The organism is Bacillus solitudinis (genome assembly GCF_002797395.1).
Classification (GTDB): domain Bacteria; phylum Bacillota; class Bacilli; order Bacillales; family Bacillaceae_D; genus Halalkalibacter_A; species Halalkalibacter_A solitudinis.
On sequence record NZ_KZ454943.1, the window covers coordinates 155,097 to 178,680 of the forward strand.

Annotated in this window: 22 protein-coding genes and 1 other annotated feature; of the genes, 3 read left to right on the top strand and 19 right to left on the bottom strand. The window is 36.5% G+C overall.

Features of this window, described 5'->3' with window-relative positions:
* Positions 1-124: 124 nt before the first annotated feature.
* The 5 genes from CEF19_RS00815 to CEF19_RS00835 all read right to left on the bottom strand — a co-directional run bounded on the left by CEF19_RS00815 (position 125) and on the right by CEF19_RS00835 (position 4,215).
* Positions 125-589: a hypothetical protein gene (locus tag CEF19_RS00815; RefSeq protein ID WP_100404321.1), complete on the bottom strand. Its 465-nt coding sequence runs from the start codon at positions 587-589 to the stop codon at positions 125-127.
* A gap of 77 nt (positions 590-666) precedes the next feature.
* A complete protein-coding gene (locus CEF19_RS00820; protein WP_319830056.1) occupies positions 667-837 on the bottom strand; it encodes a hypothetical protein in 171 nt (56 codons plus the stop codon).
* Between the two features lie 67 nt (positions 838-904).
* Positions 905-1,888 (bottom strand): tRNA dihydrouridine synthase, encoded by a 984-nt coding sequence (locus tag CEF19_RS00825; protein ID WP_100404322.1) that lies wholly within the window; start codon positions 1,886-1,888, stop codon positions 905-907.
* Between the two features lie 641 nt (positions 1,889-2,529).
* Positions 2,530-3,066: a hypothetical protein gene (locus CEF19_RS00830; RefSeq protein WP_100404323.1), complete on the bottom strand. Its 537-nt coding sequence runs from the start codon at positions 3,064-3,066 to the stop codon at positions 2,530-2,532.
* A gap of 513 nt (positions 3,067-3,579) precedes the next feature.
* On the bottom strand, positions 3,580-4,215 hold the full coding sequence (locus CEF19_RS00835) for an FMN-dependent NADH-azoreductase (RefSeq protein ID WP_100404324.1): 636 nt from the start codon (positions 4,213-4,215) through the stop codon (positions 3,580-3,582).
* A 630-nt stretch (positions 4,216-4,845) separates the two neighbouring features.
* Here CEF19_RS00835 and CEF19_RS00840 point away from each other — a divergent pair.
* The 3 genes from CEF19_RS00840 to CEF19_RS00850 all read left to right on the top strand — a co-directional run bounded on the left by CEF19_RS00840 (position 4,846) and on the right by CEF19_RS00850 (position 7,874).
* Positions 4,846-5,775 carry an ABC transporter ATP-binding protein gene (locus tag CEF19_RS00840; protein ID WP_100404325.1) on the top strand — a complete coding sequence of 310 codons (930 nt, stop codon included), beginning with the start codon at positions 4,846-4,848 and terminating at the stop codon, positions 5,773-5,775.
* Between the two features lie 10 nt (positions 5,776-5,785).
* On the top strand, positions 5,786-6,898 hold the full coding sequence (locus CEF19_RS00845; protein WP_227522067.1) for an ABC transporter permease: 1,113 nt from the start codon (positions 5,786-5,788) through the stop codon (positions 6,896-6,898).
* Between the two features lie 244 nt (positions 6,899-7,142).
* Positions 7,143-7,874, top strand: coding sequence for a hypothetical protein (locus CEF19_RS00850; protein WP_100404326.1), 732 nt, complete (start codon positions 7,143-7,145; stop codon positions 7,872-7,874).
* A 177-nt stretch (positions 7,875-8,051) separates the two neighbouring features.
* On the opposite strand, the gene CEF19_RS24165 is transcribed toward CEF19_RS00850, so the two are convergent.
* The 14 genes from CEF19_RS24165 to CEF19_RS00915 all read right to left on the bottom strand — a co-directional run bounded on the left by CEF19_RS24165 (position 8,052) and on the right by CEF19_RS00915 (position 23,179).
* On the bottom strand, positions 8,052-8,201 hold the full coding sequence (locus CEF19_RS24165) for a class I SAM-dependent methyltransferase (RefSeq protein ID WP_227522068.1): 150 nt from the start codon (positions 8,199-8,201) through the stop codon (positions 8,052-8,054).
* Entirely contained in the window at positions 8,147-8,269 is a 123-nt protein-coding gene (locus CEF19_RS23925) for a hypothetical protein (RefSeq protein ID WP_264755117.1), read from the bottom strand. The genes CEF19_RS24165 and CEF19_RS23925 overlap by 55 nt, the downstream gene beginning before the upstream one ends.
* 48 nt (positions 8,270-8,317) lie before the next feature.
* Positions 8,318-8,533: a binding site (T-box leader), on the bottom strand.
* A gap of 201 nt (positions 8,534-8,734) precedes the next feature.
* Positions 8,735-10,105 (bottom strand): MATE family efflux transporter, encoded by a 1,371-nt coding sequence (locus tag CEF19_RS00860; protein WP_100404327.1) that lies wholly within the window; start codon positions 10,103-10,105, stop codon positions 8,735-8,737.
* A 284-nt stretch (positions 10,106-10,389) separates the two neighbouring features.
* Positions 10,390-12,276, bottom strand: coding sequence for a M56 family metallopeptidase (locus CEF19_RS00865; protein ID WP_100404328.1), 1,887 nt, complete (start codon positions 12,274-12,276; stop codon positions 10,390-10,392).
* The gene (locus CEF19_RS00870) at positions 12,266-12,652 is read right to left on the bottom strand and encodes a BlaI/MecI/CopY family transcriptional regulator (RefSeq protein ID WP_100404329.1); all 387 of its coding nucleotides are present in this window, start codon (positions 12,650-12,652) and stop codon (positions 12,266-12,268) included. Before CEF19_RS00870 ends, CEF19_RS00865 begins: the two co-directional genes overlap by 11 nt.
* A 210-nt stretch (positions 12,653-12,862) precedes the next feature.
* Positions 12,863-13,612 (bottom strand): glucosamine-6-phosphate deaminase, encoded by a 750-nt coding sequence (gene nagB / locus CEF19_RS00875; protein WP_100404330.1) that lies wholly within the window; start codon positions 13,610-13,612, stop codon positions 12,863-12,865.
* 72 nt (positions 13,613-13,684) lie between these two features.
* The gene (locus tag CEF19_RS00880) at positions 13,685-14,644 is read right to left on the bottom strand and encodes an ROK family protein (protein WP_100404331.1); all 960 of its coding nucleotides are present in this window, start codon (positions 14,642-14,644) and stop codon (positions 13,685-13,687) included.
* Between the two features lie 134 nt (positions 14,645-14,778).
* Entirely contained in the window at positions 14,779-16,239 is a 1,461-nt protein-coding gene (locus tag CEF19_RS00885) for a CoA-acylating methylmalonate-semialdehyde dehydrogenase (protein ID WP_100404332.1), read from the bottom strand.
* Between the two features lie 64 nt (positions 16,240-16,303).
* Complete coding sequence (iolD, locus tag CEF19_RS00890; RefSeq protein WP_100404333.1) at positions 16,304-18,217, bottom strand: 3D-(3,5/4)-trihydroxycyclohexane-1,2-dione acylhydrolase (decyclizing); 1,914 nt, start codon at positions 18,215-18,217, stop codon at positions 16,304-16,306.
* A 17-nt stretch (positions 18,218-18,234) separates the two neighbouring features.
* The gene (gene iolC / locus CEF19_RS00895) at positions 18,235-19,221 is read right to left on the bottom strand and encodes a 5-dehydro-2-deoxygluconokinase (RefSeq protein WP_100404334.1); all 987 of its coding nucleotides are present in this window, start codon (positions 19,219-19,221) and stop codon (positions 18,235-18,237) included.
* Positions 19,222-19,254: 33 nt separating this feature from the next.
* On the bottom strand, positions 19,255-20,070 hold the full coding sequence (iolB, locus tag CEF19_RS00900) for a 5-deoxy-glucuronate isomerase (protein ID WP_100404335.1): 816 nt from the start codon (positions 20,068-20,070) through the stop codon (positions 19,255-19,257).
* Between the two features lie 52 nt (positions 20,071-20,122).
* Positions 20,123-21,019 (bottom strand): myo-inosose-2 dehydratase, encoded by an 897-nt coding sequence (iolE, locus tag CEF19_RS00905; RefSeq protein ID WP_100404336.1) that lies wholly within the window; start codon positions 21,017-21,019, stop codon positions 20,123-20,125.
* A gap of 57 nt (positions 21,020-21,076) precedes the next feature.
* On the bottom strand, positions 21,077-22,090 hold the full coding sequence (gene iolG, locus CEF19_RS00910; protein WP_100404337.1) for an inositol 2-dehydrogenase: 1,014 nt from the start codon (positions 22,088-22,090) through the stop codon (positions 21,077-21,079).
* 90 nt (positions 22,091-22,180) lie between these two features.
* Positions 22,181-23,179 carry a LacI family DNA-binding transcriptional regulator gene (locus CEF19_RS00915; protein ID WP_100404338.1) on the bottom strand — a complete coding sequence of 333 codons (999 nt, stop codon included), beginning with the start codon at positions 23,177-23,179 and terminating at the stop codon, positions 22,181-22,183.
* Between the last annotated feature and the right edge of the window lie 405 nt (positions 23,180-23,584).

Here is a 23,584-nt window from a genome sequence, read left to right on the forward strand (position 1 = left end):
TTTACTGCTAATGCAGTTAATTTTGCTTGTATTTCCAATTTCCAATCTGTCTTTGACCAAAACAGAAACAACTTAATCAAAAATTGCTATTAACCTAGATATATAAACATACTAAAACACCATATTATTGTTTTAATCCCAGTCCTACTCTATAACCAGATTTTTGTTCCCATTCTTCACTAAGTAATTTTAATTTGTTTTGAAGATTCTCCATTTCTCTTATTGAAGCATCCAAATTTTCTGATGTTGGTTCTTTGTAGTAGTTCTCTAATACCTCACTCCCGTCTCCATATAGTGAATGGATACCCTCATGAAATTCATCATGAAATTTTCCAGATGCTACTCCATATAGAGTTTGAAGTTCGGCAGACATTTTAATAATCATTTCGTCTTTATATTTAAGTTCTTCTGTTTTAATTCCCTTTAGAGTAGATAAATTTAAATCTACTATAATACCAATTCTTCCAATATCACTTTTTAAATAGGTACCAATTACCGTTATATGTTTGTAATTTTGGTATAAAAGGAAGAGGATGGTAGATAACATTAGTAAAAAGCATATACTCGTAATAATTACCTTGTTTTTCACTATAGACCACCCCATTTCAAATTATGGTAGAAGCCTCGTTAAACCCTCTACCGTTAATTGATGAATCCTCATGTTTTTCAAAACCTTTGAAGCAAAAAAGGATTGTTATTAATTAAAAATTTGTCGTCTTTTACCTCAACAGTTCTGACATCAAATGGTTGTTCATACACATCAACCGTTTTTCCCTCCCCCACTAATTCTACTTTCAACGTGTACATATTAGAATTGAGTGGATCCCACACTCTCACATTAGATAAATAGACTGATCCTTCTTCACCTTCAGTCGATGCTACAATTGACTTTGATTCATCTACATCATTTCACTGTCCCCGTCCCATCCACTTCTTTTCCAAAGTTATCAAGCAATGCACGCACTTCATCTGTTGATTTCGTGTTCATCAATTGATTTCTTAATTCACCGGCTCCACGAAATCCTTTGACATAAATTTTGAAAAAGCGATGAAGCCCTGTGATTGAACGTGGCAGTGCTTCCGCATATTGATCTTGAAGATCAAGCTGCAATCTTAAAAGATCAAGGTATTCTTTACTGCTATGCTCTTTAGGCTCTTTTTCAAAAGCAAAAGGATTTTTAAAAATACCTCGCCCGATCATAACGCCATCAATACCATATTGTTCAGCAAGCTGCAGCCCAGTTTGACGGTCAGGAATGTCTCCATTGATTGTTAGTAGCGTATTTGGTGCGATACGGTCACGTAATTTTTTGATTTCCGGAATTAGCTCCCAATGTGCATCTACTTGGCTCATTTCCTTTCTCGTACGTAAATGAATAGAAAGGTTCGCAATATCCTGTTTAAAAATATGCGTTAGCCACTCCTCCCACTCATTTACATCGTTATAGCCAAGTCGTGTTTTCACGCTGACAGGCAGTCCGCCCGCTTTTGCTGCTTGTATAAGTTCTGCCACAACGTCTGGACGCAGAATAAGGCCACTCCCTTTCCCTCGCGATGCCACATTCGGTACAGGGCAGCCCATATTAATATCAATGCCTTTAAACCCTAGCTCTGCCATGCCAATACTCATTTGACGGAAATACTCGGGGTTATCCCCCCAAATATGTGCCACCATTGGCTGTTCATCTTCTGTAAAAATCAAACGGCCACGCACACTTTTCATGCCCTCTGGATGACAATAGCTATCCGAGTTTGTAAACTCTGTGAAAAATACATCCGGTCGACCGGCTTCACTTACTACGTGACGAAAAACAACATCTGTCACATCTTCCATTGGTGCAAGTACAAAAAACGGTCGTGGTAAATTACGCCAAAAATTATCTAACATTTCAAACTCAAATCCTCTCACTATGGATACAACTTCAAACTCTCGGTCAAAAAATATAAAGCCAAATGTTTCGCTTCTTTTACACTTATATCATGCTTAATAACTTATTATCAAACACAAATACATTTGACATGTATACTGTGTAAAAACTATTGTGAAATCACAATGTTTATTTTAACGAAAATCGGTCCTGAATGGAAATTTTATAAACAAAAAAGCAGATGGTATAGATTTTTTCTATATCCACTGCTTTTCCACTATACCACTCCAACCAAGCTACCGCTTCACAATGTAAGAGTGTATGTGGCAACAAAAAAGAATATCTAGATTATGACTATCAATTGCTTATTGAACACCATCAAATCAAATGTATATTGCAAAATATAAGTGCAGAGTTTTACAAAATATCATAAATCACCTAAACCGCATAACAAAGCACTTTTAGACCACTTCAAGTAACTATAAGATACCACCCTCTAGCAATTTCAAAACCGCTTGGGCGGCACGTGCTGTCTCGGGTAGGTTCGTTCCTACTCAGTCCGCCAAATCAACTTTTTCAACATTGCATTCTACAATGTTTATCGTATATTTTATAGCGAAAATCGCACAAAAAAAACCGGTAGACACCGGTTTTTTTTTTATTAACCCAATTGTCCTGGCACTTTACTAGTAGTACCAGCAGTGTTCTTAGGGATGGAAGCATCTTTATTATCAGAACTGCTGCTTTGTTCATCACTGTCATCCATCACTTCTTCGCCAGCTTCTTTCACTTTTCCACCGATATCTTTTAAATCAGTAGTGACTTCTTTGGCAGTGGAAAGAATATCACTTGAATCTTCTTTTACTTGATTAACTTGCCCAAGAATGTTCGTGTTCACTTTTTCATATAGGTTTTGAGCATCGTTGATTGCCTCTTTCAGAACGGAAGAAGCAGAGTTCATTCGCTCTTGTAAGTCGTTTTTCACTCCCGAGGGATTGTTTCTAACTTGGCTGTACATATCCAATGTAGAATCCTTCATGTTTTTTGTTGTGGAAGTTACTTTGTTTCTTGTGTTTGAATCAAGCATTGCAATAGCACCACCAACAACAGCCCCCATTACAACGCCTTTTAAAAGCTTTCCATTTTTTGCGTTTTCAGTAGTTGTAGATTTATTGTTATAAGTAGCAGTTTGTGTCATAAATAATTCCTCCTCTATGTTTTGTAAATTTGTTATCTTACTCTTTACTTTCCCGATATTTTTTTGTTGAAACTATTTGAGCACCATTCTTTTTTTACCAGCTAATCAGCAGTTTATCCGAATTAAGTCGGGTAAGAGGGGGTGACTAGCCTCCGTCCTCTTACACCACCGCACGTACGGTACCGTAGCCGGCGGTTTCATCTAAGTCCAACGCATATTCTGATATCGGTTAAATAAACTCTTAAGCCCTTGGTGTTGCCAATATTGGTCACCAAGGGTTTTGTATAAGATAGGACTTTTGAGAATTTGCCAATAGGATTCTTCAGTGTTTTCCATCTCCATGCCTTAAAATTGGGTAACTCCTACTGCCTTCACGGCTTAGGACTTGAACCCTAGAGAATGGGCACATGCCTGGCGCACATAAAATACTAAATAAAAAAACTGCCTGTCCTATTGTTAGTGATATCTCACAATAGGACAGGCAGTTCACATTTGTTGGCTAACTTTATAATTCTAAAAAGTATGGGCTAAATCCCTAGCTCTTGCAATGGCATTTTCTTTAATTTCCTGTGCTTTATCAGGCATTGCAGCATGACCTTCTACAAATAAGCCTTCAAATGAAGGAACTCCATAGAATTGCATGATAATGTTTAAATAACGATGACCCATTTCCATTTGAGCAGCCGGCCCTTCTGAATAGATACCTCCACGAGCTTGTATATGTAAAGCTTTTTTATCAGTTAAAAGACCTACTGGACCTTGCTCTGTATATTTAAACGTTTTACCAGCAACAGAAACTGAGTCAATATAAGCTTTTAATACTGGCGGGAAAGAGAAATTCCACAATGGTGTGACAAAAACATATTTATCAGCGGAAATAAATTGTTCACATAATTCTGATAGCCTACTAACTTTTTCTTTTTCTTCTGATGAAAGTTCTTCAAATCCCTTTCTAGATTGGAGTTTACCCCAACCACTAAAAACATCTACATCAATTTGCGGAATATTTTCCTTATAAAGGTCAACCTTTAAAATTTCATCGTTTGGATTGGTTTCTTTGTAGGTGTCAATAAATGCCCTTCCTACTGCCATACTGTATGATTGAGTGTCATCGTGAGGATGAGCGGTGATATACAATATTTTCGCCATTTCGGACCCCTTCTTTCTTCCTTATATTCCATTTTTAGTGTGCGTAAATTAATTAGTTTATATTCTTTATCTCGGGTTAATTATTTCTAAAGCATCAATGTTTTGTAAACTTCCATCAAAATGCATTGGTTTACTCTCCATGTAATATCACCTCCATCAATAGTAGTATAAACATTATTTCACTAATTATAAAATCCAATTAATAGATTATTCAAAACATTTCAAATCGTATAAGTACCTATGAATCTCTCGTTTTCTCCAGTTATGAAATCATATTTAGATTAATTCTACCCATAACACAAAGATAATTAACTTTTTAAAACCAAATATTCGCCTTTCTATTTACATTCAATTAATCTAACTAAATAGTTATATATTTTGACATTAATTCCTTTTATTTGTAATATAAAGTTTAATAGCGTCCCTACTTAATACAGAAAAAACCCATTTTTTTGGATCAATACATAAACTCCCTCAAAAATAATTGCAAAACACATATAAATTACTCTTGTACCCAGCACTTTTCTACACATAAAAGACACCTTAAACCAAAGAATTAAATTGTTAGACTTTTACAAATATCCATTTTATTTGAATATGTTGTTAGTACCATGAAAGTGAGGAGAGAAAATGATCGTATTGGAAGTGAGGAATTTAAAAAAGTCGTTCGGTACCGTTCATGCTGTACAGGATATCAATTTTTCAGTAAAAGCCGGAGAAGTATTTACCATCATTGGCCCAAATGGTGCAGGAAAAACAACAACACTTGAAATGATTGAAGGTTTGGTTACTCCAGATCATGGAGAAATATGGTTTGGAGAGTTGAACTGGGATAAGCATGCAAAAGTAATCAAAAAGAAAATTGGTGTACAGCCACAATCTAGTGCCATGTTTGATTTATTAACTCCTGAAGAAAACCTTAATCTTTTTGCGACTTTCTATGATAAGGCACGACCTACAGAAGAAATTCTAGAACTGATAAACCTTACTGATCACCGCAATAATCATGTTAAAAAGCTTTCTGGTGGTCAGCGGCAGAGACTTGCTATTGGACTTGCGATGATTAGTGATCCTGAAATACTCTTTCTTGATGAACCGACAACTGGTCTAGATCCTCAGGCACGCCGCAACATCTGGGATATTATTTTACAACTTAAAGAATTTGGAAAAACAACTATCTTAACCACTCATTATATGGAAGAAGCCGAAAAGTTAAGTGATCGTGTATGCATCGTTGATCAAGGAAAAGTAGTAACCTTGGATACACCATCTTCCCTTATTGAACAATTAACTAAAGAAAGAGAAGTTCGATTATCTTTTCTTGATGGAGTAGAAGCTGCAGAGGAAGCGAACCTGTTTTCCAAAAAACTTAAGTCTGTTACCCTTACTGAACGTGATGAAACCTTATTAAAACTATGGACAACGAACCCAGAGGATACATTGTATGACTTATTTGGCTTTACAAAAGAAAGGAATTACCGAGTAGAACAGGTTTCCATTCGTGAAATGAGTTTGGAAGATGTATTTATAGCATTCACTGGTAAGGAATGGAGGGATTAAGTTGAACAACATGAAACAGTTTAAGCAAATGTTCTTTACCCAATTAAAATTAACTTTCCGGGAAAAACAAGCTTTGTTTTGGGGGATTTTCTTCCCTGTTATTTTGATGGTCATCTTTATGTCTATTTTCAGTGGAAATTCAGACGATAATTTTTCAGCAAACGTTGCGATAGTAAACGAAAATCCAAATGCAACCTCTGAAATACTACTTAATCAAATCAATCAAATTCCTGTACTTGAAGTGAAAACTGAAGAACCTGTCAACCGAGAGGAAGCTAACGAGTTGGTAAAAGAGCAAGAAGTGGATGCCGCCATCATCTTACCTGAAGCAGCTGATGCAACCTCTATCCTTCTTGTCGTAAATAAGGAAAACGAACAAGGGATTACTACGCAAGCTCTTTCGAGTATACTAGATAAGTTTGTTCAACAAGCAAATCTATCAGCTGTCGGAGCGGCCCCTATCTATGAATTACAATTTGAAACTATTTCCTCTGGCAATTCCGAATTAAGCTATACTGACTTTCTACTTACTGGGATGATAGCCTTAGCCATTGCACAAGGTGGGATGTTTGGAATGGTAGGTTTAGTAGATATGCGCAGAAAAGGGTTGCTAAAAAGATTACGTATGACTCCAGCCAACATGAATCTTTTCGGCCTAAGCGATATCCTCATGCGGTTGTTATTTAGTATAATTCAAATTATTTTATTATCTTTAATAGGAGTTTTAATATTTGGGGCAAACCTTTATATTAACTTTGCGAGTCTCCTTATTGTCTTCTTATTAGGTGCGCTTTCTTTTAATGCGTTAGGATACCTTTTTTCTTCTTTCAGTAAAACGACAGAGTCTTATATGGGTGTGGCGAATATTACTAACTTCCTCATGATGTTTCTAAGTGGTGTGTTCTTTCCAGTTGAAACTATGCCCGATTGGTTACAGCCCATATCCAATATTCTTCCTCTCACTTATTTTGTTGAAGGTTTGAGGCATAGTATGGTTTATTCCACAAGTATTTTTTCCGGCACACTTTGGTTTGGTATTGGTGTGATGGTTATTTGGGGAGTTATTACCTTTCTCTTTGGTTCTTGGTTATATAAAACAAAGTCGATTGTTGCAGACAGATAATTGTTATAAGCCGAAATTTTTATCTATAACATTATATGACCTTTTTCATTTAACTGCGGATTATTTCAAACCAAAAAAACCGGACAAAAATGTGTCCGGTTTTTTGTTTTTGGTCACTAGTGCTATACTAAATTTCACACTTCCTCAAAAATGAAAGCGCGATTTGATTTTTTTTATGAGATAAATTAAGTTTTGAATAAGGTTAAGGCGAAATGGGAATAAGCAATAGGGAGGAGGAATCTATATGCAGATGTACGCATTTGCTTTTGCCATATTACTAGCGATTACCCATATATTAGCGAAAAATATGCGTTTTATCCGCATTATTCCTAGAAGCCGGTTCCTTTCTTTAGGTGGCGGTGTATCAGTTGGATATGTCTTTATCCATATTCTTCCTGAGCTGAAAGAGCATCAAGAATTATTTGAAGAGAATAATATTATGTTGTCATATCTTGAACATCATGCATATTTATTGGCTATGCTAGGATTAGTCATATTTTATGCCTTAGAAAGAGTTGCGAAAGAATCCCAGAAGAAAAACCAGCAGGCTACAGGTAAGAATCAACCTAAGAAAGGAGCTTTTTGGCTTCATATTAGTTCCTTTTTCTTATATAACGGATTAATCGGCTATTTACTTATTCATCGCGATTCGGAAGGCTTATTAAATTTGGTTTTATATGTAGTTACAATGGCCTTACATTTTATTGTTGTCGATTTCGGTTTACGTACGCATCACAAAGATACCTATAATCGCATCGGGCGATGGTTATTAGCATTGGCAGTGTTAATTGGATGGGGAGTAGGTGTCATAACAGAAATACCCGAATCTACACTAGCCTTACTTTTTGCCTTTCTATCCGGTGGGATCATTTTAAATGTGCTAAAAGAGGAATTACCTGAAGACAGGGAAAGTAATATTTGGGCATTTGCACTTGGTGCGTTTGGTTATGTAGCTCTACTCTTAATTATTGTGTAGAGAGGAATCCAGACACCTAACCTTACCTTTAGATCATCTATCAACGTTAGAGAGATAGATGCTTCCACACAGCGAACATGCAAAGTAAAAATTGAAAAAAACTTTACCACGTGACACTTTATCAATAATTTCATCCCTATGTTTTTTTGTATAAGCTGTTTGGTCCCAGTCTGTATGCTATATAAGTGCTATTCCATTTGGTTTTAGCACACGCTTAATTTCTTTAATAGCTGTTATAGGGTCTTTTATCCATTCTAAAGTTTCAGCACAAATTATTTTCTCAAATGTATTATCATCAAAAGGTAAGGCAGTTCCATCGCCTTGAATAAACTCGATTTTTCCATTCTTCCCTTTATTTTCCCAGTTTTCTTTTGCAAAAAACGTTCCTGTGCCATACTCTCTTCTCCTCCTTTTATTTTCAAAATATAAAAAACTCGCCTCTAAAAAGAGACGAGTTCTAAACCCGTGGTACCACTCAATTTGACCATTCCTGATCCACTTTGTTATAACGAGAAATGTTATTCCTGACGGTATCCCTACTTATGAATTCAAGAACGTTTCTCCGAAGTACGGTTCATTAATAAGGATACATCAGGCTTCCACCAATTCCTGACTCGCTAAAGTTCATTAATAATTACTCTCTTCTTCATAGAATTAGCTTATAATATTTTTAAAATTATACCTAATCCACATAAAGAAGGTCAACAATTTTCAATACTCAAAATTCTCCAAATTCCAACAATGAAAAAAGTTTCTAATGCGCTATTATTCTTTGTTTATGACAACGTTGTTTTCTTCTCTTCTAATAAAACCGTATTAAAAGCATTGGGAACCAAAACATTTGGGTCTCAATTAAACTTCTACGAAGCCTCAGATTTCCCATGGGTCACAAAGGACATTCCCCTCCAATTCCCTTGACGCCAACGCCACAACATTAACACTCCTCTAAGCCATTCATCTGTGATAAATGCTAACCACACACCGATAAGCCCTAAACCAAAATGTATACCGAGGAAGTAAGCCATGGGAACACTAACGCCCCACATGGAAAGCATCCCTATGAAAACAGGAAACTTTACATCTCCAGCTGCCCTTAGGGAACTAATAACAACAGCATTAAAAGCACGTCCTGGTTCCAGAATCACTGTAAGTAAAAGCAAAGTACTTGCTGTTACAATAATATCATCGTTATTAGTAAAGATTCTAAGAATTTCTTCACTAATAGAATAGATGATAATCCCAATAAAAGCACAAAGACCAATAGCAATAAGAAGACTTTTAATACAACGTTTATAGGCTTCATCAAGTTGTTTAGCGCCGATTTGATGTCCAATCATAATCTGCGTACCTTGACCTATGGCAATTGAAAAGAGAAGAACAAACATGCCAATGTTTTGGGCATATACCTTTGTCGTAAGTGCTTCTGTACCAAGTATCACGATGAAAGAAGTAATAACCAATTGAGATCCATTAAAAGAAAGGTGTTCACCAGCAGAAGGAATCCCTATTTTCAGTATTTTCTTTAGCTCAAAGGTTGGGAACTTCTTAAAAATATACGAAAAGGGTAGCTCTTTTTTAATCCTCTTATACAGAATGATAAAAATAATCAACAATCCAATCGTCCGGCTCACCGCAGTTGAAATCGCAACACCGGTTACCCCAAGTACCGGAAATCCAAATGCCCCAAAAATAAAGAGATAATTTCCGATGACATTAACGATATTCATTCCTATCGTCACAAACATAACGTCCTTTGTGAAACGATGACTTCGTAAAACCGCACCAATTGTCATGATACCGGCTTGAATAAATAATGATCCACCTACAATTTGCAAATAAACGGTCGCCTCATCTACTATTAGGTCAGAAACCCCCATCATATTCAGGACTGTAGACGCACCGAAAATGACGAGAAATCCCACGGCGAGACCTAAGAGGATATTGGTAATAATCGAAACGACTGCGATTCTACCAGCCTCTTTGGAAGAACTCGCACCTAAAAACTGTGCGACAAGGACGCTCGTTCCTGTGGCGATAAATCCAAACATGACAATAATAACCGCCAGAATTTGGTTCGAAACCCCCACCGCAGCTACAGCATCATCTGAATATTGACTTAGCATAAAGGTATCAGCATTACCCATTAGCATATGTAAGGAGATTTCTATAAATATCGGCCAAGATAAAGCAAATAGAGACATCTTTTTTATGGCTTTATTTTCAGTCTGCATGTTTGATAATCCTCTCCGTGACAAGTTCCTAGTAGTAAATATTCACAGCCCTACCCTAGTTTTTATTCTCTCCTGAAAATAAGAATAAAAGAATACGCTAAAATACAGTAATGATACCTGTTTAACAATATCATAAAATCTTTCTTAGAAGGAAGCTGCTACGCACGTTGCACGACATAGTAAGCTTTCTAAAAATTAACGGCTTCACTCATTGCTTATGTGCGCACTGAAGAAGTAAGGTTTATAGTCCCTGTTTATACTGTACATAAGCAAAAAGAATAGCGCTATTTACCTGTTAGTACATCTTGGAGTATATTTAAATCATCACGAAACACAGTTAGGTCCCCGTAAGTATCCTCAAACGAAGTTCTTGAAAAAGTAAAGGTCTTCTCATATTTGGACGCTTCTAGTTCACCATTAGAGGGGGATACCCGGTAGGCTAAGGTAACTTCATCAAGATTATCAATCATGGCAAACAAAACTAAAGCATTTGTTCGTGAGTTTGCTTCTAGCACAGTATCTGGTGTGTCAATTGGCCATTCACCTTCATAATCAAGATGGGGTGCAGGTTCATAGTAGACAGTAAGTTTATAAGGCAATGCATTAGTTTCCATTGATATAAACCGTTGCTGAAAATAATTATCTGGAACAGGTAGATTGCCCGCAATAGCTGAAACTTTGCTGTTATTCCCTATATAAGGGGTTTTGTATTTTGCAATCTCCGGTAAATTGTAGGTCAACATATCCACTCTTACCTTAAAACCATAATTAACTATTCCTTTATCCTTGAAATTTAATCGAAATGTGTAAATATACTCGCCTGCATCTGGTGGGGCCTGAAGGTATAAATACCCATCAGTTAGGCTAACTATATCCATTTCTACTAATTGCTCATCTTTGTAAATAGCCATCTCTTCTATCGTAAAGTTATATCGCTTATCTTTATTCAATTTCTGCGTACTGATAATAAGTTGTTGGTTCCCTGTAACTGAGTGTGTATTTTCTATTTGATAATCAAAATGAAGAGGATGATCTGAATTAGACTGGGTATTATGCCAAGAATAACTACCAATTATTGCTTCTTTGGCGATATCGTCTTCCACACTAATATAGATAGGTGCTGGCGTATCTTTTCCCATTCCGACTCCTGCCCCTAAATACAATCCACCCGATATGAAGATTCCAAGCAAAATTGCAGAGGAAATCACTATAAATCTCGATTTTTTATTGTGGTTCATGATTGCAACTAATCTTTCTTTTAAGCTCTTTTTTTCTTCAGACATCGTTGCTTGCAATACTCGAACAGGATAGTTATCCTCTGCTACAACAGATAGTAATGTCTCCCCGTAGGCTTGTTTTTCTGCAGGATTCAGATTTTTAATTACTGCTTCATCACACGCTAATTCACAAGCATGATTAATTTCCTTCTTTACAATATATATCAGTGGGTTAAACCAATGGATGGATGCCGCAATCATGGTTAGCCATTTGACACCGATATCAAATCGCCTTAGATGAGTAAGCTCATGTAGCAAAATATTCTTAACCTGCTTTTCATTAAAAGCAACATCTGGAATGATAATAATTGGCCATAAGATTCCAATTAACATTGGGGTACTAACATATCTGTTACGTACAAGTCTTACCCGCTCTTTTCTCTTCAATAAAAGACTTAACATCCTTTGTTCCTCTACTCTAGCTGGTGTATTTCCTCGTTTTAAATATTTCAAAAACTTTATATAGCCAGACAAATTGATCGCAAGTGCGATGGCAATGCCGATTACCCAGATATAGATAGCATACTTATTAAACAGCGTTAGAAAATATCTGTGGTTAACATCATCGGTAACCCCAACACTCGCAATAGTTTCAGCGACTTTTGGTATAGTGGATGAACCGCTTGTATTCTCTTCACTTCCCTTTACAGGTTGAACATTTAGTTGATTGCTTCTCTCCATAGAATTTCCATCACTATAAAACAGCTCATTCATCATGCTGTTTTCAAAGGAAAAAGGAAAGATAAGTCTAACTACTACAACAATCCAAAGATAGTATTGTATCGTCTTGGATAGCTTGAATTTAATGAAGGGTTTAAGAGCCACTAGTAATAAAGCAAGAATGCTCCCCCCTAAAGAAAGTGATAGAATTAATTTCATTGTTTCATTCATCATTTTTATCACCTACTTTAAATAGAGCTCGTAGCTCTTCAATATCATGATTATCTAGCTTCTTGCTACCAAGTAATGATGCGACAAGGTTTTTCGCACTACCTAAGTACACGCGATCAATTAAGCTTTGTGTTGTATAGTCATTGTATTCTTTCTCACTAACTAAAGGCTGATAGTAATATACCTCTTTTTTCGTTGCTTGAACTACCCCTTTTTCACAAAGTCTGCGAAGTAGTGTTTTAATTGTAGAGGTTTCCCATTTACTCGTCTGCAGAAGTGCTTTTCTAATATCCGCCATTGGTAGGCTATCTTTAGCCTCCCACAGCAAACGCATAACTTCAACCTCTGAATCTGTAATTTTCGAAACTAATTTACTCATACATAGACCTCCACTCAGGTTACAACTGTAACTAATTGTTTTAAGTCTACAACTGTAACCCACCTGTGTCAATATGCATTTATATCGATAAGAATTTACAGGAGATTATTTATTTGACAAAACAACAGAGCAACACTATTAGAAATAGCGTTGCTCTGTTGTTTTCTTATAGCTTTTAAATTTTTAACCTTTTACTAATCAACTATTTATTTATGAATTAACACTTCTCTTTTCTTTTAGTACAGATAGTGCTTCCAAATCAGCTATGATACGTACATTTGGATGCTTCTTTAGAATTGATGCTGGTACATTTTTATTTAGCTCTCCATATATTATCTTATAAAGAATATCTGCTTTTTCCTTTCCCGAAACAAGCAATACTATTCTCTTACTTGTCATAATTGTCGAAATCCCCATTGTAATTGCATGTGTTGGGACCTTGGTGTCGTCTTTGAAATACTGTGAATTTGCTGATTGTGTTGATTGAGCCAATTTTATAACGTTTGTCTTTGAATCAAAAGATACTCCAGGCTCGTTAAAACCAATATGACCATTTAAACCTATACCTAATAACTGAAGATCTATTCCACCTAGCGACTGAATAAGCTCCTCGTATCTTTCACATTCTTCTATTAAATTTGATGTTTTTCCATTCGGAATATGAGTTTGTTCAATTGGAATATCAAGATGATTAAATAAATTTTCTTTCATATAAGTTGCATAGCTATTTTGATGTGTCGTTTCGAGTCCAATATACTCATCGAGATTTACTGTATGAACATTTTTAAATGAAATTCGATTTTTTTTATAATGGTCTACTATATATTTATAAGTACCAATTGGAGTTGCTCCCGTTGCTAGACCTAAGACTAATGATGGATTCTGAACAACATGTCTCATTACCAAATTAGCTGCTTCAACACTCATTGCATCATAATCGCTTACCTCTACAATTTCCATATCTCATCACCTCAATATGAATGCATTATTAAGCTGTAAAAGAATTAGTCTTTCTAAATAACAGTAGGATATTTACTCTGGATAAGCTAATTGCTTATTATATATCACCAGTGCTGCAGCCCCGATCAGTCCAACATCCTCACCCAATTTAGCGGTTTTAAATTCTATGTTATCAGCCAAACATCCGATCGTGTTTTTCTTTGCATAAGATATTGCTGGTTTTAATAAATAATCACCTACTTTACTAACTCCCCCTCCAAAAATTATCGTTTCAGGATTATATAGGTGAATTATATTTACAAGAGTAATCCCTAAATATCTTATCGTTTCTTGTATCACTTCGAGTGCTAATGCATCTTTTTTTTGTGCTGCATCGAATGCACATTGGGTAGTAATATCTCTCCCACGTAACGTAGAAACCCTTTCATCATTATCAAGTTTCTGTTTCATACGTTTTACTATTCCTGTTCCTGAAACAAACGCTTCAACACAACCTTTATTACCACAACCGCACAGAGGTCCATCCGGGTTTATTATCATATGTCCAATTTCGGCGGCACTCCCCCTTGAACCTAATTGTAAACGTCCATTGTCGATAACTCCGCAACCAACGCCTGTACTTATAGTCAGATATACAATAGATTTTCTATTCATTCCGTTGCCAAAAAAATATTCTCCCAATACGGCAGCATTCGCATCGTTATTTAAATAGACTGGTACTCGAAACTCCTCTTCTAGAACTTCACGAAGAGGTATATTAATCCAACCTTGCAAATTTGATGGTGATTTGACTACTCCTTCAAAAACATCCAATGGTCCAGGACTTCCTATACCTATACCAATCAATGCCTTACCAAGATTATTCTGTTGGTTAAATACATCATGAATAAGAGTTTTTATTCTAGAGATAACATAATCTGGACCTTCTTCACTAAGAGTCATTACTGTTTTCTTATATAACAATCTTCCTTTTTTTGTGAAAATCCCCACTCTTATTTGTGTACCCCCTAAGTCAACACCTATGATGTACATTCCGTTCCACCCTCTTTAAACCTATCTTTTGTTCAAGTTACTTTTAATATTGAATCACATGATTTTATTTAAATTAAACACCTTCTATTTAGAAAGGTGTTTAATTATTTTGTATTATTCACTCATTCATATTGTTACCAACGAGCCGTTACCATTTTCTTACGAGTATAAAATTCTACCCCATCTGAACCATTTGCATGAAGATCCCCATAGAATGACTTCTTCCACCCTGAGAATGGAAAGAACGCCATTGGTGCAGGTACACCTAAATTCACTCCAAGCATTCCTGCATCAATATCTTCACGAAATTTACGAACATTACTCCCATCTTTTGTATAAATGCAAGCCCCATTTGCAAAATCAGATTGATTTGTTAAGGCAATTGCTTCATCTAATGTGTTCACTCGTACAACTGATAACACAGGGGCAAAGATTTCTTCTTTCCAGATTGTCATTTCTGTGGTGACATGGTCAAAAATTGTCGGTCCAACATAGTAGCCTTCACCTGCCACATCAACGTCTTTACGTCCATCACGAACTAACGTTGCGCCTTCCTTTTCTCCAATCGCAAGGTAATTTTCCGTCTTAGCTTTATGAGACTCACGAATGACTGGACCTAAGAAAACACCTTCATCCAATCCATTTCCAATCTTAATCTCGTTTGCTGCGGAGACTAACTTTTCCATAAACGGATCTGCTACCTCCCCTACTGCTACGACAACTGCCGCTGCCATACATCTTTCTCCTGCAGATCCATAGGCAGCGCTTAGAATTTGCTGAACCGAGTAATCTAATTCGGCATCTGGCATAACGATGGAATGATTTTTCGCACCCGCTAAAGCTTGCACTCGTTTACCATAATTAGATGCCGTCTTGTATACATACTCAGCTACAGGCTGTGAACCTACGAAAGAAATAGCCTTGACACCTGGATGCTCGAGTAGACCATTTACCACGTCATGTGCACCATGAACAATGTTAAATACACCATCTGGCAGTCCTGCTTCTTTAAATAATTCTGCTAATCGATTTGCTAATAATGGCGTCCGTTCTGATGGCTTCATTATAAATGTATTACCACATGCAATTGCTAATGGGAACATCCAGCAAGGAACCATCATCGGAAAATTGAATGGAGTGATACCACCTACTACGCCGATTGGATAACGATACATCCCTGATTCAACATTCGTTGCAATATCAGGAAGTTGCTTACCCATCATTAATGTAGGGGCGCCTGCTGCAAATTCAACACATTCAATTCCACGTTGAACCTCGCCGTAAGCTTCGGTATAACTTTTACCATTTTCTAAAGTTACAAGTCTAGCAAGCTCTTCCCAATTGTCTACTAGTAATTGCTGATACTTAAATAGGACGCGTGCACGTCTAGGTACCGCTATCTTACTCCACATTTTAAAAGCTTCAGCTGCAACTGTTACTGCTTTTTCTAAATCTTCACGACTAGAAATTGGGACATGGGCTAGCGTTTCACCGGTAGCAGGGTTCGGTACGATTTCTGTCCTTCCTGACTTTGACTCGATCCACTCTCCCCCAATAAAGTTTTTTAAATGTTGAACCGTACTTGTTTTTGACATAATATTCTCCTTTCAAAAATAGATCGTTTTATTATCTTTCTTGCAGAAAACTTATCTCAGAATGTTAGTATTGTCTTGCCTTTTTTAATTTTTCTAGTTTCATCTCATATGATTTTGTTGTTCCTTCTCGGTCAGAAACTTCGGGAACCCCAAGATTCCACCAGCTACCTTCGTAACCATTTGTCATTGTTTTAGGGAGAACCTTTATATCGATTAGAGTAGATATATCTTGTTTTCTTGCATCCTCTAGGGCAAGCTTTAATTCGTCTACAGTATTAACTCGATATGTCTTAGCGCCATAACCTTCAGCTATTTTTGCATAATCAATATTCATAATTTGATTATCTTCCGTTTTAAACTCACAGTAGAAACTACTGTTACCAAAGTCCATCTGCAAATTATTGATACAGCCGTAGCCAGAATTATCAAAAAGGAGAATATTAATTTTTTTATGATATTGAATGGCTGTTAGTAGCTCAGAATGCAACATTAAGAAGCTTCCGTCACCAACAATTGAATAGACTTCTTTTAACGGTTCAGCTAATTTAATACCAAGTGCTCCCGCTATCTCATATCCCATACATGAATACCCGTATTCCAGATGATACGTATTTGGCACACTGGAATGCCATAAGCGTTGAAGGTCTCCTGGAAGTGAACCAGCTGCACAAACAATGATGCTATCACCGTCAATCGTGTTATTAATTGTAGTTAATGCTGTAGTTTGTGGGAGTTCCGTGTTTAAACTGTCCGCATATTCGTTCATTTTTTCTTGTGAGAAGTGACTATCAATTTCAGGAACAAAATTATCTCTATTAAACGTCACTTCGCTCAACCGGTCACGCTCCGCTAGCCATTCATCTTTCATGTGACTTATCGCAGTTCCAAAATTACTCAAATAGCCTTCGAGGCCTCCCAATATTTTAACCAATGTAACTTTTGCATCTGCAACAACTGAATAAGCATCCAACTTATAGGCTTGGGCACGGCTAACATTAATGTTTAAGAACTTTGTTGTTTCAAAATCAAACAATGTTTTTGAAGCCGTTACAAAGTCTGTATACCTCGTTCCTACCCCAATAATCAAATCTGATTGAAGGGCTGCTTTATTAGCAGCAAGTGTTCCTGTGATACCTAGTCCGCCTAAATTATTGGCAAACGAAGATTCTACCGTCGATTTGCCAGCTTGTGTTTCTACTAATGGAATATTGTACTTTTCTGAAATTTCTACCAAAACATCACGGGCTTCTGAGTATTTTGCACCTCCGCCTACGATAATTACTGGTTTCTTACTCTCTTTAATTAACTCGATTGCTCCCTTTAATTCCCGCTCTTGTGGTTCTCGACGATCAATGTAATGCACACGCTTCTCAAAGAATTTTATATCATACTCAAATGCTTCTCCTTCAACATCCTGTGAAATACAAATCGTAGCTGGACCTGCTTTTGCAGGGTCTGTCATGACCTCAAAGGCCCGAATTAGACTAGACATTAATTGTTCTGGCCGTGTTATGCGATCCCAGTACCTTGATAAGGGTTGTAAGGCATCATTTGTTGTAACGGCTGTGCTATATTCTTGTTCTATCTGTTGAAGAACAGGGTCAGGTTGTCTGGTTGCATAAGTATCTGCCGGCAATAATAAAATGGGTATATGATTTGCCAGTGCTGTTCCTGCAGCCGTTACTAGATTTGCTGAACCAGGACCACTTGATGTAGTAATCGCGTAAATCTTTTTTCGTAACATTTGTTTACTATAAGCAATAGCTGCATGAGCCATTCCTTGTTCATTCTTGCCTTGAATAATCTTTAAATGACCTGAATCTTGTTCAAGCGCTTGACCAAAACCTAATACATTTCCATGACCAAAGATATTAAAAATCCCTTCCACAAAAGGAAACTCCTCGCCATCAATCTGAACATATTGTTGATTTAAAAACTTTATTAAAGCTTGAGCAGTTGTTAACCTAATTGTTTCCATGCTAGTTCACCTCAATCTTAGATTGTTTCCCCTGTTTCAATTAATTCCTTAATTTCTACTAAGGTCGGCATAGCTTCTGATGAACTATGCTTACTCACTACAATAGAGGCTGACGCACTACCGAACTTTAGAGCTGTTTCAATATCTTTTCCTTTAATCAAGGCAAACAAGAAAGCAGACGCGAAGGAGTCACCTGCACCAAATGTTTTTAGTACATTTGTTTTGTATGCCCTTCCTCTAAAAATTTTACCTGACTTTGTGTAAGCATAAGAACCTTCAACGCCATGTTTTACAACAATTAATTCAGGTGAGTAGCTAAATAAGTAATTGATAGTCTCTTCATTTTTTCCTGCGGCCGTTCGATTTTCTAATACATCGAATTCATCCCGTGTTCCGATCACAACATTAGCTTGTTCTGCCACTAATGAATAATAGACTGCGGTTTCTTCAGGGTTATTCCATGAATAAGGACGATAATCTAGTTCGAAAACAACTTTTACATTATTCCGTTTTGCTAAGCCAATCGCTTTCAACGCCGCCTCACGTGACGGACTTTTTGATAGCGCTGTACCAGAAACTAACAACATTTTAGAGTTATTAATATAGTTTTCATCTATTTCTTCAGGTGTAATATAAAGGTCTGCTACATCTTCCCGGTACATTAAAATGCTACATTCTTCTGGACTTAAAATCTCTGTGAATGCTAATCCAGTTTTATGACCTGCTCTATCAACAATCATATTAGATGTATCGATTCCAATTTCTCTCATGTATTTTTCAATAAAACGCCCATGTTGATCATCAGAGATTTTTCCAATAAAACCAGCCTTCAACCCTAGTTTCGAACTTCCAATCGCGATATTGGCTGGTGAACCACCAACGTACTTTGAAAATGTCATCGTTTCTTCCATTGGACGATTATATTCTAATGCGTTTAAATCAATGCAGGCACGACCAAAGGCAATAATGTCATAATCCTTCTTGTCATTAACTTCATATTTCATGTTATAACCACTCCTTTTTATAACAATGTCGAACTATTGCTTTAAAATCCATTCATGTTTTGGGTCATTATGAAACTTCCAAATGCGTGTAGGCCCGGCCATCACGTTTAGATAATATGATGTATAACCTGCTGGAACGCCTACGGGATGATACCCTTTTGGAACCATAACCATATCATTATTTTCAACGGTCATTGTTTCATCTAATGATCGGTCGTCAGTATAAACACGCTGAAATACAAATCCTTGTGATGGATTTACTTCATGGTAATAAGTCTCTTCCAAAAGCGACTCCTCCGGGAGATTATCTTGGTCATGCTTATGAGGAGGATAACTAGACCAATTCCCACTATCAGTATAGACCTCGACAACTAAAAGACTATTAGCTGTTTGGTTTGTATCGGGTAAAATATTATGAACTGTTCGTTGATTATTCCCTGTTCCTCTATGCTCGACACCATTTAGAGAAGCATTAATTAATTTTGTAGGTAACTTCTTTTCAGATGGAGAATAACAAAGTGCAACTCGTGTTTTCGTAACTGCTTCGACTTCAAATTTACTATCAATTGATATATACACACTGTCAGTTGGTATCTTTTCAAAAACTGATTCTCTTGTTCCTAAATTGTTAAATGTAACCTCTCCATCAGATATATGAACTTTCCCTGTTAGAACGACAACACAACACTCTAATTTTCCTAACTCCTCTTTATATTTCGTACCAGGAGTTATTTCTAGTAACTTAAAACCAACATATTTTAATAAAGAACTTTCTCCTGATACATCATGTAAAATAGTTATCCCTTGGTCTATTTCTTTGCTTTGAGGTTTTAGAAGTAATTCACTCACTACAAATGCCTCCTCGGAAAGTTTTTTGAAATCTGTTATATTTACAAACCTATTAAAACCCACATTTTTCTTTTATATAACACCGAGCTTTTAGAGCATATTCATAGGGATTTGCTAATGCTGGATCCTGTTCAGCCTCCACAATATACCAGCCATTATAGTTAGAAGAAGATAACACCCTAAATACCTCATCAAAATTAACTGACCCATCACCTGGCACTGTAAAAACTCCTTTTTTCACTGCCTGCAAAAAGCTGAGATTATCTTGTTTAACCTGTTTAATTACTTCTTCACGAACATCCTTTAAATGTACATGCTTAATACGGGATATATATTTATTTAATAGAAATAATGGATCATCACCCGAGAATACGAGATGTCCAGTATCAAATAGTAAAGAAACTAGATTAGGATTTGTCATCTCCATTAATTTTTCAATCTCATCAGTAGTTTGTATCCCCGTTCCCATATGATGGTGATAGACAATAGTCATCCCTTTTTCCTGTGCTATCTCACCAAGTACGTTAAGACCTTCAGATAACTTTGCCCAGTCATCCTCGTTAAAAATAGGTTTATCTCTAAAAAGCGGGGTATCCATTGATCCTTGGATGCTTTTTCCTTGCTCAGATACAACGATTACTTTTGCCCCCATTTCATATAAGAAATCTCGGTGTGTAATAAAAGCATTCATCGTTTCTTTTATAGGTTTTGTTGTCAAAAAGGCACTAAACCATGCACTTGCAATTTCTAAGTTTCGAAGATTAAGTGCCTTTTTTAATACCTCCGTATCCCGGGGGTATTTATTTCCCACTTCACTACCTACAAAGCCTGCTAACGCCATTTCACTAATGCACTGTTCAAACGTATTTTCTGCACCTAATTCCGGCATATCGTCATTAGTCCAGGCAATTGGAGCTATTCCAATTTTTATATTATTTTCATTTATCATCTTTTTCTCCTTTTCTATCTTTTTTAAAGAAACCATCTTTAAAGTAACGTTACTTCATTAATGAATTGTTTGTGTATCTAAATGAACTGGTTGGCCTTTCAACAACGACTCTTTCGCTGCTCTTGCAAGACGCTCCGCTTGAAGCCCATCATATCCAGAACAAGTTACTTCTTCTCCTTTTACACAAACGTTAACAAATTCTTTTACTTCCTCAATATAGGCTTCTTTATATCTTTCAAGAAAGAAATAAAGTGGCTTATCCTTTATTACCGTATCAGCTGTTGATAGCTCAACAGTTGTAAATCTATTATTCTCTGCATGAGCCATTCCCTTGTCTCCGAAAATCTCAACTCTTTGGTCATAGCCATAAACAGCTTGACGGCTATTATCAATGACGCCCATTGCACCATTTTCAAATGTTAACGTAACAATAGCTGTATCAATATCACCGACCTCACCTATTTTTGGTTCTACCAATACACCACCTACAGCGGAAACTGTCTTCACTTCTGCCCCAACAATGAAACGTGCCATATCAAAATCGTGAATCATCATATCCATAAACAGTCCGCCTGAGTTAAGAATGTAACCAATGCTGGGGGGAGCAGGATCTCTTGACGTTATTTTTAAAATATGAGGACTCCCTATACTTCCATCCTCAACTACCTCGCGAAGTTTCCTGAAGTTTGGATCATATCTCCGGTTAAACCCTACTTGTAGATTTACGCCGGCTTTTTGAACCACTTCAAGCGCTTCTGTCGTTTCCTCAACTGAAAAACTAATGGGTTTTTCGCAAAATATATCTTTACCAACATAAGCTACCTCTTTAATTAGGTTTGCATGGGTAGTGGTAGGTGTACAAATAAAGATGGCTTGAAGCTCTGAATCCTGAAGTAAAATCTTATAGTCAGTTGTCAATTCTTCAATTTGGTATTTATCTGCCCACTCTACTAGATGGTCAACTTTAATATCTGCTACACTTTTCACTTTAATGAAAGGAAGTGTACTAAGATTTTCTACATGTAACTGGCCTATTCTACCAGCACCTATAACTCCTACAGTAAATGTCATTTGCCGATCCTCCCTTGATAGTTAAGCGCTTACTCATTCTTTATAAAATAAGTAAAACCGATTAACAGTCTTACTTAATTTACTTTAAATTTAATTTAGGTTCACAGACTCTCGCTCTTTTAATTCAGGCAAAAGAACAATTCGTTGCAGCTCTGTACCTGGAGAAGAAATTGAGTTTATTAATAACTCGATTGTATGTTTCGCTAACGCGTTAATCGGTTGCGCAACAGTTGTCAATTCTGGGTCACTTAATTCTGCTATTACAGTATTGTCATAGCCTATTACCGAAAGTTCTTCCGGAACTAAAATTCCTTGTTTCTTTGCTTCTTGTATAAGCACCAATGCAATTAAATCGGTACAACAAAAAATCGCAGTTGGTTTATCCGGATTGGTCAATATACTTTTTGCAATGTTTCTAGCTTCCTTCATACTCGATTTCGAACTATATATTTGCTGGTCTGTCAAAATTAGATTTTTCTCACTTATTGCCTCTTTAAAACCCTTCAATCGAGTTAAGCTGTTCTTCCTCCCTTCCTCAAGGACTACTGCAAAATTGCGGTGGCCTTTTTGTAATAAATAACTACCTGCAATATAGCCACCTTTTATATCATCTGTAGTTACGACATGAGTAGAGAATAATAATTCATCAATAGTAAAAAGCACTACAGGGACTTGCCTTTTATTAATCTTTTTAAACGGCTCAATATCAATAGGATCCGTGGCAATGATGATTGCGTCTACTTGTTTCTTTAACAATAAGTCTAAATACATATGTTCTCTATCTACTTGATAATAGGTACTACAAATGATTAATGCATAGCCTGCCTCTCTAGCATTGTCTTCTAATAGTTTTGCAATTTCTGAAAAAAATGGGTTTGATATCTCAGGAACTAAGACGCCGATTGTGAAAGTTTGTTTTCCGGCCAAAGCAGTCGCAACACCGCTTGGTTGATAATCCATAGTTTCCATAATCGTTCGAACCTTTTTAATGGTTTTTTCGCTAATTCGACCAGTATTGTTTATAACCTTCGAAACTGTGGCAATCGATACTTCTGCAGCTTTAGCGACATCATAAATGGTTGGTTTCATAACAATCTCCTCTGGTGTCTTTTCAATATTTATTTAAATCTAAATACTACAAACTCTCATGGTTCAGAACTTCAGCCAATAATACTACTACCAATGCTTGCCCATACGCAGTCTGCGCAATGATTATTTTCTTATAGTCTTCCTGTCTTCCCAATAGCTGTCCTGCGGAAAACTTCATAACTGACGTCTCACTCAGATACCGAGTTAAGCGCTTACCCAATCATCGTAGTTAAGCCCTTACTCGAATGCAATAATCATAATAATGAGTTATGATGTATTCAACTAAATAGGTTAAGCGCTTACCCCAGAACGATAGTTATAAAGCGATCACATTAAAAGTATAAGCTATAATTGAATATTTACTACGGTAAACACCTTTCTAGGAAAGCGCTTACTCGTAGCTAG